The organism is Selenomonas sp. AE3005, assembly GCF_000686945.1.
Classification (GTDB): Bacteria; Bacillota; Negativicutes; order Selenomonadales; family Selenomonadaceae; genus Selenomonas_A.
In genome coordinates this window covers 94,486-110,574 of the sequence record NZ_JMME01000002.1, presented here as the reverse complement: position 1 = coordinate 110,574, position 16,089 = coordinate 94,486, and the positions used below count along the sequence as shown (strand labels likewise).

Annotated in this window: 15 protein-coding genes; 1 reads left to right on the top strand and 14 read right to left on the bottom strand. The window is 51.7% G+C overall.

The annotated features are described in order from the left end of the window. Nucleotides 1-7: 7 nt before the first annotated feature. The 4 genes from DL94_RS0102835 to surE form a co-directional block, all read right to left on the bottom strand. The gene (locus DL94_RS0102835; protein WP_028128849.1) at nucleotides 8-2,581 is read right to left on the bottom strand and encodes a DNA translocase FtsK; all 2,574 of its coding nucleotides are present in this window, start codon (nucleotides 2,579-2,581) and stop codon (nucleotides 8-10) included. Nucleotides 2,582-2,596: 15 nt separating this feature from the next. Further along, nucleotides 2,597-3,880, bottom strand: a complete 1,284-nt coding sequence (locus DL94_RS0102830) for an amidohydrolase (protein WP_028128848.1) — start codon at nucleotides 3,878-3,880, stop codon at nucleotides 2,597-2,599. 24 nt (nucleotides 3,881-3,904) lie between these two features. Beyond that, complete coding sequence (locus tag DL94_RS0102825; protein WP_028128847.1) at nucleotides 3,905-5,146, bottom strand: adenosylhomocysteinase; 1,242 nt, start codon at nucleotides 5,144-5,146, stop codon at nucleotides 3,905-3,907. Between the two features lie 71 nt (nucleotides 5,147-5,217). Next, nucleotides 5,218-5,967 carry a 5'/3'-nucleotidase SurE gene (surE, locus tag DL94_RS0102820; protein WP_028128846.1) on the bottom strand — a complete coding sequence of 250 codons (750 nt, stop codon included), beginning with the start codon at nucleotides 5,965-5,967 and terminating at the stop codon, nucleotides 5,218-5,220. 133 nt (nucleotides 5,968-6,100) lie between these two features. Between surE and DL94_RS0102815 the strand changes: the two genes are divergently transcribed. Then, complete coding sequence (locus tag DL94_RS0102815; RefSeq protein ID WP_028128845.1) at nucleotides 6,101-6,652, top strand: phosphoribosyltransferase family protein; 552 nt, start codon at nucleotides 6,101-6,103, stop codon at nucleotides 6,650-6,652. 50 nt (nucleotides 6,653-6,702) lie between these two features. Here DL94_RS0102815 and pyrR read toward each other — a convergent pair whose 3' ends face one another. The 10 genes from pyrR to DL94_RS0102760 form a co-directional block, all read right to left on the bottom strand. Then, nucleotides 6,703-7,254 (bottom strand): bifunctional pyr operon transcriptional regulator/uracil phosphoribosyltransferase PyrR, encoded by a 552-nt coding sequence (gene pyrR, locus DL94_RS0102810; protein WP_028128844.1) that lies wholly within the window; start codon nucleotides 7,252-7,254, stop codon nucleotides 6,703-6,705. 24 nt (nucleotides 7,255-7,278) lie between these two features. Next, nucleotides 7,279-8,208: an RluA family pseudouridine synthase gene (locus DL94_RS0102805; protein WP_028128843.1), complete on the bottom strand. Its 930-nt coding sequence runs from the start codon at nucleotides 8,206-8,208 to the stop codon at nucleotides 7,279-7,281. Further along, on the bottom strand, nucleotides 8,208-8,582 hold the full coding sequence (gene lspA / locus DL94_RS0102800) for a signal peptidase II (protein WP_369793695.1): 375 nt from the start codon (nucleotides 8,580-8,582) through the stop codon (nucleotides 8,208-8,210). The genes DL94_RS0102805 and lspA overlap by 1 nt, the downstream gene beginning before the upstream one ends. Before the next feature lie 79 nt (nucleotides 8,583-8,661). Continuing rightward, nucleotides 8,662-9,273 (bottom strand): DivIVA domain-containing protein, encoded by a 612-nt coding sequence (locus DL94_RS13990; RefSeq protein WP_037371207.1) that lies wholly within the window; start codon nucleotides 9,271-9,273, stop codon nucleotides 8,662-8,664. A gap of 129 nt (nucleotides 9,274-9,402) precedes the next feature. After that, nucleotides 9,403-11,214: a bifunctional metallophosphatase/5'-nucleotidase gene (locus tag DL94_RS13985; protein ID WP_051586264.1), complete on the bottom strand. Its 1,812-nt coding sequence runs from the start codon at nucleotides 11,212-11,214 to the stop codon at nucleotides 9,403-9,405. Between the two features lie 165 nt (nucleotides 11,215-11,379). After that, complete coding sequence (locus DL94_RS0102780) at nucleotides 11,380-12,174, bottom strand: YlmH family RNA-binding protein (protein WP_028128841.1); 795 nt, start codon at nucleotides 12,172-12,174, stop codon at nucleotides 11,380-11,382. An 18-nt stretch (nucleotides 12,175-12,192) separates the two neighbouring features. Next, nucleotides 12,193-12,714, bottom strand: coding sequence for a cell division protein SepF (locus DL94_RS0102775; RefSeq protein ID WP_028128840.1), 522 nt, complete (start codon nucleotides 12,712-12,714; stop codon nucleotides 12,193-12,195). Between the two features lie 14 nt (nucleotides 12,715-12,728). Continuing rightward, the gene (locus tag DL94_RS0102770; RefSeq protein WP_028128839.1) at nucleotides 12,729-13,430 is read right to left on the bottom strand and encodes a YggS family pyridoxal phosphate-dependent enzyme; all 702 of its coding nucleotides are present in this window, start codon (nucleotides 13,428-13,430) and stop codon (nucleotides 12,729-12,731) included. Nucleotides 13,431-13,432: 2 nt separating this feature from the next. Further along, nucleotides 13,433-14,254, bottom strand: coding sequence for a peptidoglycan editing factor PgeF (gene pgeF, locus DL94_RS0102765; RefSeq protein ID WP_028128838.1), 822 nt, complete (start codon nucleotides 14,252-14,254; stop codon nucleotides 13,433-13,435). 93 nt (nucleotides 14,255-14,347) lie between these two features. Then, on the bottom strand, nucleotides 14,348-16,069 hold the full coding sequence (locus DL94_RS0102760; protein ID WP_028128837.1) for a TIGR03960 family B12-binding radical SAM protein: 1,722 nt from the start codon (nucleotides 16,067-16,069) through the stop codon (nucleotides 14,348-14,350). Nucleotides 16,070-16,089 lie beyond the last annotated feature (20 nt).

Here is a 16,089-nt window from a genome sequence, read left to right as displayed (position 1 = left end):
AAACTCCTTACACATTGGCCAGCGTATCCAGCGCTTGCTCACTGCTCATTAAAATTTCCCGGGGTTTGCTGCCCAGGTTCGGGCCGACAATGTTCAGCTCCTCCATGGTGTCAATCAGCCGGGCCGCCCGGGTATAACCGATATGGAACCTTCGCTGAATACTGGAGGCCGAGGCCTGACCGGTACTCATGACGAGATTGACTGCGTCCATAAGAAGTTCATCTGTTTTGGGAGCCTTGCGGCCGCCGCCCTTACTGCTCTCCTCATCGTTATTTTCCGCCAGTTCACGTTCCGTAAAGGCCTCTATTTCCTCGTTGGGCTCCATTTCCTGTCCCTGGGAACGAATGAAGTCCAGCAGTTTTTCCACCTCTTCGTCGCTGATGAAAGCCCCCTGCACACGGCGCGGTTTGGACGCCCCGATGGGGAAGAAGAGCATATCACCGCGTCCCAGCAGTTTTTCCGCACCGCTGCGGTCCAGAATGGTACGGGAGTCAATCTGGCTGGAAACGGCAAAGGATATACGGGAAGGCACATTGGCCTTGATAATACCGGTAATAACGTCCACCGAGGGGCGCTGCGTTGCCAGTACCATATGAATACCGGCCGCACGGGCTTTCTGTGCCAGACGGCAAATCGCGTCCTCCACATCGTGGGGAGCTACCATCATGAGGTCAGCCAGCTCGTCGATGATGATGACGATGGCCGGCATTTTGTCCTCAGGGAAACTGTCGTTATATCCCTGCATATTGCGGACGCCGTTCTGCGCGAACTTGGCATAACGCTTTTCCATTTCCTGCACGGACCAGTTCAGCACGGAGGCTGCTTTCTTGGCGTCGGTAACCACCGGCACCATCAGATGGGGAATGCCGTTGTAATTGGACAATTCCACCATCTTGGGGTCCACCAGGATAAATTTAACTTCGTCAGGTTTGGCCTTAAACAGGACACTGGTAATCAAAGTGTTAATACACACGGATTTACCGGAGCCTGTAGCACCAGCTACCAGCAGATGGGGCATTTTGCCGAGGTCAGCAAAAATTCCCTGACCGCCGATATCCATGCCCAGCCCTACCGTGAGTTTGGATTTGGCTTTATCAAATTTGGGATTTTCCAGCACTTCGCGGAGCTGTACGCCTTCCAGTTCTTTGTTGGGAACTTCAATACCGATAGCTGATTTGCCGGGTATCTGTTCTATACGCACGGAGCTGGCCGCCAGCCGCAGGGCAATATCATCAGCCAGATTGGTAATCTTGCTGACTTTGACACCGGGTGCCGGTTCAAGTTCATAACGGGTTACAGCCGGGCCGTGGCAGGCATTGATAATCGTGGCCTTCACCTTGAAGTCCGCCAATGTCTGCTGCAAGGTCCGGGCATTTTCCTCGATTTCCATTTCCAAAGCCACATTCTGCTTTTTACTGTGTTTGCTGAGAATCTCCGTAACCTTGGGCAGTTCATAAGGCTTTACGGGTTTCGGCGTTTCCGTTACCGTCTGCTCGGAGCCATCTAAAATGGCAGCTGCCGGGCGGATAGGAGCTATTTCCCCATAGGACGGCATTGCTGTCCGCTTGCTCTCTTCCTTCAGCGGCTTTTTCGAGGGCGCAACCGGTTTCGGCTGAGCCACGTTGATAACCGGCTCTGCTGCCGGTTCTTCCACCGCCTGCTCGGCCTCAGCCAGCAGTTCGTCCATATCCGCCTCGACGAGCGGTTCACTGTCCTCACTGCGGCCATACTCAATGGTAAACTTGGGCAATGGTTCAGGTTCCGGTTCTGCCGGGGCCGCCGGTGTTTCTTGCACCACTGGTGCAACGGGAGCAGTTTCTTCCACGGCCGCAGCCACTGCCGGCTCCTCCACCTTATCGTCTAAAGGCTGGGCGGAAAAATGGTCATCCTGTTCCTGGTTGTAGAAGGAATTTTTTACCTTCTCCACTACTTTTTCCTCGACGCGTTCACTGACGTCGGCGACTTTTTCATAAGCCACAGCCACGGCTTTGCCGGTGGCGTTGGCCCCCCGTACAGCGGTGCGCTGCGTGCGCAGGACACCATTGGCCAGGGACCAGGTAGTGGACAACAGAATGGAGCCGATTACACCGGCTCCGAGCAGGATAATCGTACCGTCAACACCAAAGAACCGCCGCAGCATGAGCAGCAGGCCGCCGGCCAGAAGGCCGCCGCCCCGGGGCAGGCTGTCCGGCAGAATCTCCTCGCCGGGCGGCACCACAAAGTGGTGCCAGATGGCCAGTGTGGACCAGAAGAGCAGGGCCAGGCCAAAGAAACGGGGCGAATACACGAGGCCATGGTGTTTGACAATATATTGATAACCGATTAACAGTATCAGCAGGGATATGACGATGGCGCCAATGCCAAACATATAATGCAGGCACTTGGCAAAATACACCCCAACAAAGCCGACGTTGAGGCCAAACAAACCACAGATGGAAATCAGGCTGACGGCTGCCAGTGACAAGCCCAGCAGCTCGTATTTCCGCTCGGGATTGGCACGGCTGGCCTCAGGACGTTTTTTTACAGCTGTCCTGCGGCTGCGCCGGGTGGTTGTTTTCCCCTCGCTTGTCTTCTTTTTCAAGGTATCACCTCAACATTATTTCTTTAACAGGCGTTCAGCACAACGCTGGGCCTCATAGCAGATACGTTCTTCATCCACAGTCTTGATTTCATTATTTTCCATAATGACCTTACCATTACAGATAACCGTATCCACCGAACCGCTGTTAGCGGCATAAACGAGCAGGGACACCAGATTGTTGCGAGGGAACCAGGCCGGGCTGTTCATGTTAAAGAGCGTGATATCAGCCTTGCAGCCAGCCTCCAGACGGCCCAGTTTATCGATACCCACAGCCTTGGCACCGTATTCCGTACCCATCTTCAGGGCCTCAAACGCCGGTACAGCCAGCGGGTCATACTCATTGACCTTATGGAGCATAGCGGCCAGATTTACTTCTTCCAGCATATCCAGATTGTTGTTGGAAGATGCGCCGTCCGTGCCCAGAGCCATTACAATGCCTTCTTTGAGCAGACGCGGTACCGGGCATACGCCGCTGGCCAGTTTCATGTTGCTGCCGGGATTATGCGCCGCATTTATCTTGTATTTCTTCATAATGGCGATATCATTATCATCAAGATGCACGCAATGTGCAGCCAAAACATGGTCACAGTCAAAGAGCCCTGTTTCCGCTACCCAGGCGAAAGGACGTTTGCCGTACTGCCTCAGCGAATCCTCGACTTCCGTGCGCGTTTCATGCATATGAATGTGAATGCCGGCACCTAAGGACTGCGCCGTCTTAGCCACCTGCTGCAGGAACTCCGGCGGACAGGTATAAGGAGCATGAGGGCCAAACATTACCGTAAGGCGGCCGTCCCCGCTGCCGTGGAATTCTTTGTAGAGGTCTACGTTTTCCTGCAGCTTTTTATCGCCATCAGGAGCTACACCGATGATACCACGGGAGAGAACGCCACGGATACCAGTATCCAGCGTGGCCTCAGCTACCCGGTTCATATACGGGCCATACATATCGGCAAAGGTCGTGGTACCGGAGCGTACCATTTCCACCAGCGCCAGCATAGCACCCCAGTAAATATCTTCCTCATTCATCTTGGCCTCTGCCGGCCAAACCATGTCGTTAAGCCAGTCCATCAGCGCCATATCATCAGCATAACTGCGCAGCAGCGTCATTGATGTATGTGTATGCGCATTGACAAAGCCGGGTACGGCCAGATGATTCTTACCGTCGATGACCTTGCCGGGACGGAACGTATCGGGAACATCGCCAATAGCGGCAATGTTCTGCCCGTCCAGCATGATATTGGTAACCGGTGTCGTGCCATCCGGCATAACAACATAAACATTCTTTATTAAAGTTTTCAAATTCTTACACTCCCTGTTTACTGCTTAGTTAAGGTTCAAATAAGCCTTTTGTTCCGGAGTAAGCTCGTCAATAGCCACTCCCAATGATTTAAGTTTGAGTTCTGCCAGTTTTACATTGACTTCTTCCGGCATTAAATGCACTTCCTTCGTCAGCTCCTTACCATGTTCGAGCAGGTGCATCATGGAGAAGAACTGCACGCCAAAGGACAGGTCCATGATTTCGGCCGGATGACCGTCACCAGCAGCCAGGTTCACCAGACGGCCTTCCGCCAGCAGGTAAATCTTTCTGCCGTCCGGCAGCAGGAATTCTTCGATATTATTGCGCACACGGCGGCGGGACTTGGCCAGGCTCTCCAGCTCAGGAATGTTGATTTCGCAATCGAAATGGCCGGAGTTAGCCAGCATAACACCGTCCTTCATGGATTCGAAGTGACGTTTTACGATAACGTCCTTATCGCCGGTCAATGTCAGGAAGATATCACCGATTTTAGCGGCCTCGTCCATGGGCATAACCCGGAAACCGTCAAAAATAGCCTCAATGGCTTTAATCGGGTCAACTTCCGTGATGACTACGTTGGCACCGAGGCCGCGGGCACGCATAGCACCGCCCTTGCCGCACCAGCCATAACCGGCGATAACCACGGTCTTGCCGGCAATAACAAGATTCGTGGTCCGCATGATGCCGTCCCATGTGGACTGGCCCGTACCATAACGGTTATCAAACAGGAACTTCATGTAGGCATCGTTGGCGGCAATCATCGGAAATTCCAGTTTGCCCTCCTGGGCGAGACCGCGCAGGCGGTGTACACCTGTCGTCGTTTCCTCGGAACCGCCCACAATCTTCGGCAGCAAATCGCGGCGCGTCGTATGCAGCGTATGCACCAAATCACCGCCGTCATCGATGATAAAGTCCGGTTCAATCTTTAAGGCCTCGTCGATGAACTTAAAATATTCTTCTTCCGTGCAGTCATGCCAGGCAAAGACATTCACGCCATCTTCGACCAGCGCTGCGGCCACATCGTCCTGCGTAGACAACGGATTGCTGCCCGTGATAGCCACCTCGGCGCCGGCATGTTTAAAGACCTCGGCCATATAAGCCGTCTTTGCCTCCAAGTGCAGTGTAATAACCATTTTCTTGCCGGCAAAGGGTTTCGTCCGGGAAAATTCCTCATCAATGGCACGCATAACGGGCATAAAGTTCTTAACCCATTCGATTTTATCGTGTCCGGCCGGTGCAAGTTTAATATCGCGAATCATGGATTCCATGGTAACATCCTCCCTACACTTCAAAAAAACTTCAACCTTTATTCTATCACGAAACCAGTCTCACCGTCACCCTATTTTTCCAGACGCCGGTCCAGCTCCACATAGTCAGTCAAATCAGTGACCAGCGGCGTCACAGAAATATAGCCCTGCTCCGTGGCGTAAATATCCGTAGCACTGCCCTTATCCGAGTCGTAGACTTCGCCGGCCATGGTGTAAAACACCCGGCCGTCCCGTTCTTCGCGGCTGAAAGCATTGATATAATCACGCTTGCCCTGACGGCCAAAGACATACTGAGCCTCACCGTCCTTCAGGAATACAGGATAATTCACATTGTAGAGAAACACCTTATCCGTGTCTGGCAGCAGTTTTTCGAGGTCACGGGCAAAAATCGCTGCCGCGTCATCATAACTGAGTTCGCTATGCACGTCCAAAGACAAGGCAAAGGACGGAATATCATGGAAATAACCTTCCATGGCTGCGCCAACTGTCCCCGAATAAATCACGTCCGTGGCCAGATTAGCCCCGTGATTGATACCGGATACGACCAAATCCGGTGCCGTCCCGGCCAGCGCCTCTATATAGAGTTTGGCACTATCAGCCGGCGTACCGCCAATGGCCCAGGCCTCAATTCCGTAACGTGACTCCATTTCCGTATCCCTGGCCACCTCAATGGGGGGACCAATAGTCAGGGCGTTGCTCATGCCGCTTTGCTGTACCATAGGCGCCGCGACGATAATTTCATGTTCTTTATGCAAAGCCCGTACCAGGGCCTCAATCCCCGGGGCTTTTATGCCATCATCGTTAGTTAGTAAGATACGCAACCAAACAGCCTCCTTTGTTCGTTAAATCACAATATTATATTTTACACAATTCCGGCAGGATAGTACAATAAAATTTGCACTCCATCGGAAAAGAGCGTATAATAGTTCCGTAAAAATGAAGAAGAGGTGTACTATGGCCAATAGATTTTATGATTTAACAGTGGCTGGCTGCAAGCGTTCCTTGCCCATTTTAAACGTCACTGACAAGCTGGCAATTGCCGGGTTCATCATGCTGGGTGACCCTGACCTGACTCTGGCTTGTGCTAAGGAATTAGCCAAAAAGATTCCTGCTGATACTGATGTTATCCTGACAGCAGAAACCAAAGGTATCCCCCTGGCTGCCGACCTGGCCCGTGAACTGGGTATGGAACGTTATGTGGTAGCCCGTAAATCCGTCAAGGCATACATGGAAAATGCCCTGTGGGTAGAAGATATCTCCATCACGACTAAGGGCGTGCAGAAACTGTGCCTCGATGGTGTTGATGTAGACCGTCTCAAAGGCAAGAATGTTCTGCTGCTCGATGACGTTATCAGCACCGGCGGTTCCATGAAAGCTCTCACCGAGCTGACGGAAAAAGCCGGCGGCAAGGTTATCGGTGAGGCCTGTGTTCTGGCTGAAGGCGATGCCGCTAAGCGCACGGACATAATCTTCCTCGAGGCTCTGCCCCTGTTTGACGCAGAATAAATAACCGCATAAGTTAAAAGCAGTGAGTCACATGGCTCACTGCTTTTTTGTCATTCTTTGATTTCGCGAATAACGACTTTTTCATCATTATCCGTATTTTGCAGCTGGACACTGACTACTTCCCGGGAGGAAGTCGGCACGTTCTTGCCGACAAAGTCAGCCCTGATGGGCAGTTCCCGGTGACCTCTGTCCACTAGTACCGCCAGCTGGATGGTTTTCGGACGGCCGTTGTCGATGATGGCATCGAGCGCTGCCCGGATAGTGCGCCCCGTGTAAAGCACGTCGTCCACGAGCACCACGGTTTTGCCCGTGATATCCACCGGCAATTCCGTCGGCCGGACAATGGGCTGATAAGCCAAAGTTGACAAGTCATCACGATAGAGTGTAATGTCAAGGACACCTACCGGCGGCTGCTGGCCTTCAATTTTAGCAATATTTTCCGCCAGCCGTTCAGCAATGGGTACGCCCCGGGTGCGAATGCCCACCAGAACGATGTTTTCTACCCCTTTGTTCTTTTCCACGATTTCATGGGAAATACGGGTCAGTGCCCGGCGAATGCCCTCTGAATCCATGAGCACTGCCTTATCGATAAATTCCGGCATAAGGTCCCTCCTCAACAAAAACAATTATTTTATCTTGGCCATTTTATTGCGCAGCCCCGTCAGGATTTTTTCCATATCCTGCGGCAACGGCGCCGTAAAGGTCATTTCCTCTTTCGTGACAGGATGATTAAGTGTCAGACTCAGCGAGTGCAGGGCCTGCCCCTTAATGGCAAAAGGTGAGCTTTTCTTCGGCCCGTACTTGGGGTCATTGACCAGGGGATGGCCAATGCTGGTCATATGCACCCTGATTTGATGGGTACGGCCTGTTTCCAGCCGGCATTCCACCAGTGTGTACTCCCCAAAACGCTCCAGTACCTTGAAATGCGTCACCGCCGGCTTGCCGTTTTCCCGGACAATCGCCATCTTCTTCCTGTCTGTGGGATGGCGGCCGATATCGCCTTTGATTATCCCGGCCTCCTCTTTGATGTTGCCGTGGACTATGGCCCGGTAAATGCGATGGGCAGTTTTCGTGCTGATTTGTTCTGCCAGGTCCAGATGGGCCACGTCATTTTTGGCACAGACCAGCACGCCGGAGGTATCCTTGTCCAAACGGTGGACAATCCCGGGACGAATCTCCCCATTTATCCCCGAAAGGTCATGGCAATGATACAGCAGGGCGTTGACCAGTGTCCCCGTATGCACGCCAGCCGCAGGATGTACCACCATGCCCCGGGGCTTATTGATAACGATGATATCTTTATCTTCATAGAGCACGTCCAGCGGAATATTTTCCGGCTCCACACTGACAGGCTCCGCCTCGGGAATGACCAGACTCACCGTTTCACCGCCGCGCAGCTTATAATTGGCCTTGCGCACCTGCCCGTCCACCAGGACTGCCCCCTGGTCAATAAGCTTTTGTATATGCGAGCGCGACAGCTCCGGCTGATATGTCACCAGAAACACATCCAGCCGCTTGCCTGCCTCTTCTGCTTTATATGAAACCTCTTTAGCCATTATTCGTCCGTTTCCTTTATCTTGAAAAGTATTGCATAAATCATACTGGCCACACCCAGAACAATCGCCACATCAGCGATATTAAACACCGGCCAGATACGGAAGTCAAAAAAGTCTATCACGAGTCCGTTGCGGATACGATCGATAAGATTGCCCACCGCTCCGGCCAGCAAGGCTACACAGCCATAATGAAAATAACCGCACTGACGCTGCAGCCAGGAGTAGTAATGGAAAAACGCAGCAATCATTGCTGCGCCGGCCAATATAAAGAACCAACTCTGGTGAGGAAAAATACCAAAGGCCGCGCCGGGATTCAGCACATAGGTAATGTGAAAAATCCCATCAATCAAAGGGATACTCTCCCCCGGCAACATCGTTGCCTCTACAAAAAATTTTACTGCCTGGTCTATTACCAGCAGTAGCAAAAACAAACCCAAAGCCATTTACGCGCCCTTAATCCTCCTCTTTTTCTTCCCCTGTTTCGTCATTTTGCACTTGTTCCTGATGGTCAGCCAAGGCTTTCTGCAAGGCCTCGGCCTGCGTTCCCTGCGTACGGGTCTGCTGCTCGTCCCGTTCAGGATTGGGAATCTCCGCCAGCGTTTCATTGAGAATCGTCAGTTCAGATTCCATGGTTATCTTGATTTTGCGCAGGAAATGATTTTTCTCGCGCACCAGTCTGTCATACTCACTCACGATGGCCCGAACTTTGTTTCTGGCCTCCTCGATAATGCGGTCAGCCTCCATCTCAGCTTCCTGGATTTTATTCTGACACTCCTTCGTGGTGTTTTCGCGCATTTCTTCCGCGTTGTTCCGGGCATTGCTCGTAACTTCTTCAGCGGTTCTCTGTGCCACCAGCAGCGTGTCCTTCAAGTTCTTTTCCAGCTGCTGATACTGCTCGATATCCTTCTGGGAGCGGGCCAGGTCAGCCTTCAGCTTGTCATTTTCACGGAACAGTTTTTCATAGTCATTAACAACCTTATCAAGGAAATCATCTATTTCATCCTCGTTATAGCCACGGAAACTCCGCTTGAAATCCTTGTTATGTATGTCCATTGGTGTAAGCAAAATTATTATCCCCTATCTGTATGCTGCGATTTCTCGCCTTATTTTCCAATCTCATTTATCTTATCATATTTTTTCCCAAAACGCCACAATACAAATGGCGGCCAGTTAAGGCCGCCACCGTTCATCATATTATTTTATATCCTTCTCATTAAGGGAAACAATATTGGTGTATTTGCCATCGGCAGAGTTGTGAAGTTTGATTTTCCCGGCACGCAGCAGCTCAGCTGCCTTTCTGTAGCTGGCCGACTGCCTGTCAAAGCCTTCGATATGCCAGTCGTTTACCGGCTTGACTTCGATGACACCCTTCTTCACTTCCCGGATGTACCTGATAGACATATTGCGGATAGTACCTTCTGTTTCCCCCATGGCCTCGATACTTGTCCAGAGCTGCTTGAACTGCCGGCCGGCAAAAATACCGTTCTTGGCCGTAAGCTGGTGCATACGATAGGCATTCATGCCCAGTTTTATCGTATCGTTATCCTCGATAAGCCTGCCCGTACGTTTCAGCCGCAGGTCTTTAATACGTTTGCCGGCCGGAGCGGTCAGGTCTATGATGTAGGTCACGCCGCCAAAGATATCATTGGTGCTGTACTTGGAGGCCCGGCGTACCGGATTATAACTCGGGGCAATATCGCCCGGCTGTTTCTGATTGAAATACTCTGCCGACCATTCCATATAAGCGCGCAGGTCCTTGCCGCTGACTTCAAAGATGGTCGTTTCCCCGCCGGTGTACTGGTAGTTAAAGGCAATATCCTTGCGCCGTACCGGGCCTACAGCCATCTGCGCATTATCACGGCTGATGATGACAGACGTTACATCAGCGCCACTGTAATAAAGCTGAACTTCATTGAAGAAATTGGTCAGCGGTGTATCATTTACCTGTACTTCGCTGATACCCGGCATAGAATCCGGCGGCACCATATTCATTCCCTTAACCACGCCAATTTCTTCATTAGCGGTCTTTCTGGCAGCAGCATGGAACGGTGCCAGCAGTTTAACGAGTTTCTTGTCGCTGGCATAGTTCTTAACTGGAATGGTTTTGGCGGTCTTTTCACTGACGCTCCAGCTGTCACCACTGCGTTTTAAGGTCAAGTCGATACGGGTGAGCATCTGGCCGTATTTGTACGGCTCGGAAATCAGCACACCATTTACAGTGGCACTGCTGACATTCTTATGCATATGACCGGCGACAATAGCTGTAAGTTCGGGGTTAGCCTTAGCTACGTCCGTAACGCTGGTGTCGGGATTATTGTTTTCATTTTCCAGTCCCATGTGCATAACGCCAATCAGCACATCAGCTTTGCCCTTAAGTTCGGCAATCGCCTTGCGCGTTTCCTGTGTCGGATTTTTAACCGTCACACCCTTTAGGTGGTCAGTATCCTTTTCAAATTCGGTAATCATGGGCGTATTGATACCGATGATGCCCACCTTTATCCCGGCTTTTTCCACCACGGTGCTGGCCGGCAGATAACGGCGGCCGTCACTCCAGTAGACGTTGCCGCACAGGGACCGCCCCTTGAACTGGTCCGTAACATGTTTCAGCACATCAAGGCCAAAGTTAAACTCATGGTTGCCCATTGTCCAGGTATCGTAACCCATTTCATTCATCGCCACCATCATCGGCTGCTGCGGCTTGGTATTAAACTGCTCCACACTGTTATCCTGAATGGCATCTCCACAGTCCACCAGAATAACGTTGGGGGTTTCCTTTCTAATCTCTTTGATAGCTGTATAGAGCTGCACCAGGCTGCCGGACCGGTCCTCCGTATCCGTAGCATAGTCCCAGGGCATAAACCGGCCATGCACGTCGCTTGTACCCAAAATTGTCAGCTTTACCGTATCCCCCGTTGCCGCAAAGGCCTGCACACAGGACAGCCCATCAAAAGCTACCGTCACGCCACCAGCCATCAACAGCTGCAAAAATTTTCTTCTGCTTAACATAAATGCTCATACCTCCTGCTATTTTCTGCCACGCTTAAAAAAGGCCATGACAAAACCACATTATGTACTATTCGCTTTATTTTCGCTAATTCCTTTACCAAATTTTTTAATAAAACGCAAAAAAAATTTCCTGCGGCTCATTCTCCGCAGGAAACTTCTATGTAATCATAAATATCTTTTTAAGACCACCACAGTGCGGCCCTTTTTCGTCGTGCCTCTGACCTCAGCCACTTCCAGACGGCCGCGGCCGCGCATGGAGAGGATATCCCCCTCTTTGACGTTTTGCGAGGCACTTTTGACCGGCTGCCAGTTTATTTTGAGTTTGTCGGCAGCAATATCCGAGGCGGCCTTGCTGCGTGACGAACCAAAACCAGCGGCCGCAATGGAATCGACGCGCAGGGAGGCCACGGTAGCGCGAATCTCCTTGCACCGTTCTTCCTTGGGGGCGATTTCTGCCAGATCCGCCCGGGTGCATTCCACACCCACAGCACCGATTTTCGTCAGATTCAGCAGCAGAAACTCCGCCATCTTCGTCTGGCACAAAATGCGTACACTGTCATTGGTCACGAGCAGGTCACCGATACAGTCACGCTCAATACCCAGCCCCATCAAAGCCCCTAAGACATCACGATGGCTGAGCCGGGCAAACTGGCCATTCCACTGGGCTTTGATACAGTCAATGTCAAAGCCAGCCGGCGTGCCGCCAAAATCCTCGTGTATAAATACAGCCCGGGCGCGTTCAGCCCCCTGATAGCCGCCGGCAAAATCCACACGGATATTGCCGTAGTTGGCAGCTACGGTTTCCGCAATTTCCTGACCATAGGGGTCAAGAAACCCCGACAGGCGGAATTTTTGCGTACGCTGAACATTTTCAGCTAGGTCCACTAATTTAATTACGGTTTCTTCACCTTCGGTGCCTTTATAAAACCGGATTAACTTTTCTTTTTGTTCACTACCCATGAGTATTACCGCCGTCTCTTACTTATTCAGCCACGGCATTTCCGTAGATACCTTGCGTTCTTCTTCCGTGTAGCTGACATTGACATTGCTCGGCGCACACAGGAATACATTATGCCCTACCTTCTTGATTTCACCGTTCAAGGCATAGGTCGTACCGCTGATAAAGTCGATAATGCGCTTGGCGTCTTCGGCCTCAGTCTTTTCAAAATTGATGACAACAGGTTTCTTCTCACGCAGATTGTTGGCTACCTGCTGGGCATCATCAAAGGTCTTGGGCTCGATGACAATAACCTTCATCTTCATATTAGTGACAGTTCCGTTCTCCCGGGCAGATGCTGCCGACTGAAAATCTACCACATTCCGGGCACTATCATTGCGTTCATGACTCATATCAAATCTCTCTTCCTCTTCTTCCCGCAGATCTGATTCTTCTGTGCCTAAATCTTCTTCATATTTATCATATTTGTCATACTTATCCAGTTTATCATCAACAGGGTCCATCAGCCCCATTTTTCCACAGACTTTATCGATAATACTCATGATTCGTCCCCTTTTTAATACTGACGCGGCCCAAATATCGCTGTGCCTACACGAACGATATTAGCCCCCTCTTCTACAGCAATTTGATAATCATTGGTCATTCCCATTGACAAATAGTTAATATTCGCCCTTTGATAGTCAAACTCCTGTATCTTTTTGTAAATTTTATACATATTTTTGAACAACGGGCGGCACAGTTCTGCGTCCTCATAGTGAGGCGCCATGCACATAAGCCCCCTGAGCCGCAGGTTAGGCAGGCTGTCAACCTTAAAAAGCAAATCCTCCAGGTCTTCGGCGTAGACACCGGATTTACTATCTTCCTTAGCCAGATTAACCTGCACCAGCACGTCCTGCACCTTGCCGATACGGGCAGCCTCACTGTCGATGGTTTCTGCCAAATGCAGGGTATCAACCGAATGGATTAAATCAGCAAACTTCACGGCCTGCCGGACTTTGTTTGTCTGCAAATGGCCGATTATATGCCACTTGACAGCAGCACCGATTTCCGCGTACTTCTTCGCTGCCTCCTGCACACGGTTTTCCCCCACGTGAACAGCACCGGCAGCAATGGCTGTCTGCATAGCCGCAACATCGTGATTTTTGGTCACAGCCACCAGCGTTACCTCTGCCTCCCGGGGCACTTCGGTACGCCTGGCCTTGGCTGCTGCGATTTCCGCCAGCACATCCTGATAGGCTTTGGCAATATCATGACTCATGGTCAGTCCCCCTTCAAAGCGATAATGGCGGCCATTCTCCCCGTCCGGCCGCCGTCAGCCCGATAGGAAAAATACCATTGATGTTCACAGGCCGTACAGGTATCAGCCATTTCGATATTATCACGCTTTAAGCCTGCCTGCAACAGCTGGCGGCGATTGGCCTCCCAAAGATTCACATGCAGCCTGCCATTATCAGACTTGATAACAGCCTCACTGTCCTCAGGAAAAGCCTCCCGGAATTTAGCGGCGACCTCTGCCCCGACCTCATAACAGCAGGGTCCGATGGCCGGACCAATACCAGCAATTATATCCGCAGGCTTGCAGCCGAACTCCGCCGTCATCCGCGCCACAGTCTTGGCGGCAATACCAGCCACCGTCCCCTTCCAGCCGGCATGAGCTATCCCGATAGCCCGCTTTTCCGGGTCCAGGAAAACCACCGGCGTACAATCGGCAAAGCAGAGGAACAAGGGCAGGTTCGGCACATCTGTGATAAGTGCATCTGTACCGGCGATGGCATCAGCATATTCCTTTGCCCCCCGGCCGGCATCTTCTTCCGTGACACGGACAATCCTGTCACCGTGAATCTGCTCCGGCGTAACCAGCCTGGCGGCCGGCAGGCCGAGTGACTGGCAGTATATCTGCCTGTTCTGCCAGACATCTTCGGGATTATCCCCGACGTGCAGTCCGAGGTTCAGCGATTTATAAGGTTCGCTGCTTACGCCCCCCAGTCTGCCGGCAAAGCCATGCTGACAAATTTTTTCGTCAAAGGACGTAAAACGCCCCCGCCATAGATTATTACCTAAGTGTTCCAGTACATAACTCACATTATCACCTACTATTATAAAATAACACAGGTGTAACCCAGCGTCCATATATAAACTAAAAAAACGTCTAAATCAGTGTATAGATATGCTGTACTAACATACACCGCAACGATGGCAGCCCGCAAAGCATTGCAAGGTTGGCTGCAGGGCCTCAGCCTTGCCGAGCTCCCGGTAAATATAATCCCTGGTAAAGCCCATATCCAGCACCTCCCAGGGGAACACTTCATGTTCTTCCCGGCGCCGGTACAGATAATCTGCGGCCTGCAGGCCGCATTCCTTCAACGCGCGTTTAAAGGCTTTGCTGCCTCCCAGTTCACAGGCCTTCAGCAGCGCCTTCCCTACCCGGCGGTCACCCCTGGCCAGTACGCCCTGAATGTAGGCCTCCTTGGGAGATTCCACGCCCACGATAATATTTTTACGCTTACGCAGCCCCTGCGTCAAGTTTTTAAAGGCCCGTTCCACATATTTCTTATCGGCCATAGGCAGCCATTGGAACGGCGTAAACGGCTTGGGGATAAAAGGATTGACACTGAGGGTAAGCGTGCCCTTGCTGCCCTGCTCCTCCATGTAGTCTTTAAGCCGGCCGGCCAGGTCAACAATGGCGTCCACATCTTCATCGGTTTCAAAAGGCAGACCGACCATAATATAGAGGCGGAAGTGACGTATCCCGGCCTGCAGTCCCATATCCATGGCCCGGAAGAGATGTTCTTCCTCAATGCCCTTGTTGATAATGGCACGCATACGGGAGCTGCCAGCCTCCGGCGCCATCGTCAGGGTTTTCAGACCGCTTTGTGCCAGCGAGTCCACCAATTCCCGGGTGACAGAATCGGCCCGGAAAGAGGCTACCGACATGGATAAACCTTCACCCAGAATATCCTTGCACAGTTCATTGATTTCCGGATAATCGGAAATCGCTGCCCCCATCAGGCCAATGCGCTTTTTATACTGCAGCGCCTCTTTGACCTCCCTGGTCACCACGTCCAAGGAACGGTTACGGGGACGGCGGAAACAGTAGCCGGCCATACAAAAACGGCAATGGCGGCCGCAGCCCCGGGCGGTTTCGATAAGATAGAAGTTGAACTCCGTATTTTCCGTCCGCACCACAGTATGGGCCGGATACTCGTCAAGATTACGTACCCATTGCCGGGAAACACTGGCCGGCGCACCGTCCTGCGGAATTACCGCCATCAGCCGGTCATCTTCATAACGGTGTTCATATAACGCTGGCACGTAAACGCCAGGCACCTGCGCCAGCCGCTGCAGGAGCTGCTGACGGCTGACGCCTTCCTGCCGGGCCTTATAGAACGTATCCATAAAAGCCGGCATAATTACTTCCCCTTCACCGATGATGAAAGCGTCAATAACCTCTGCCAAAGGCTCGGGATTAAAAGTTGCACACGGGCCGCCGGCGATGACCACGGGGTCCATATCACCGCGTTCCTCGGCCCGTACCTTTACCTTGCCCAGCGTCAGCATTTTTACGACATTGAAGTAATCCATTTCAAAGGACAGCACAAACGCCAGCAAGGGGAACTGCAGCAAAGGCAGCTGATTTTCAATGCTCATCAGCGGCGTTCTGGTGTTTTCATAGCGTTCCAAACTCTTGCGTTCCGGCAGGAACACTCGTTCACAAGCCGTATCACTGCGTTTATTCAGCAGTTCGTAGATTATATGCAGCCCCAGGTTAGACATGCCCACAAAATATGAATTAGGATACACCAGCGCTACGGGCAGACGGGTGCCCAAAGGATAGCGGTAATAACCTTCCTCTGCCGCCAAAGTTTCCTTTAACTCCTGTTTTAACTGCCAAGCCAACTGCTGTACTCCTCCACAAT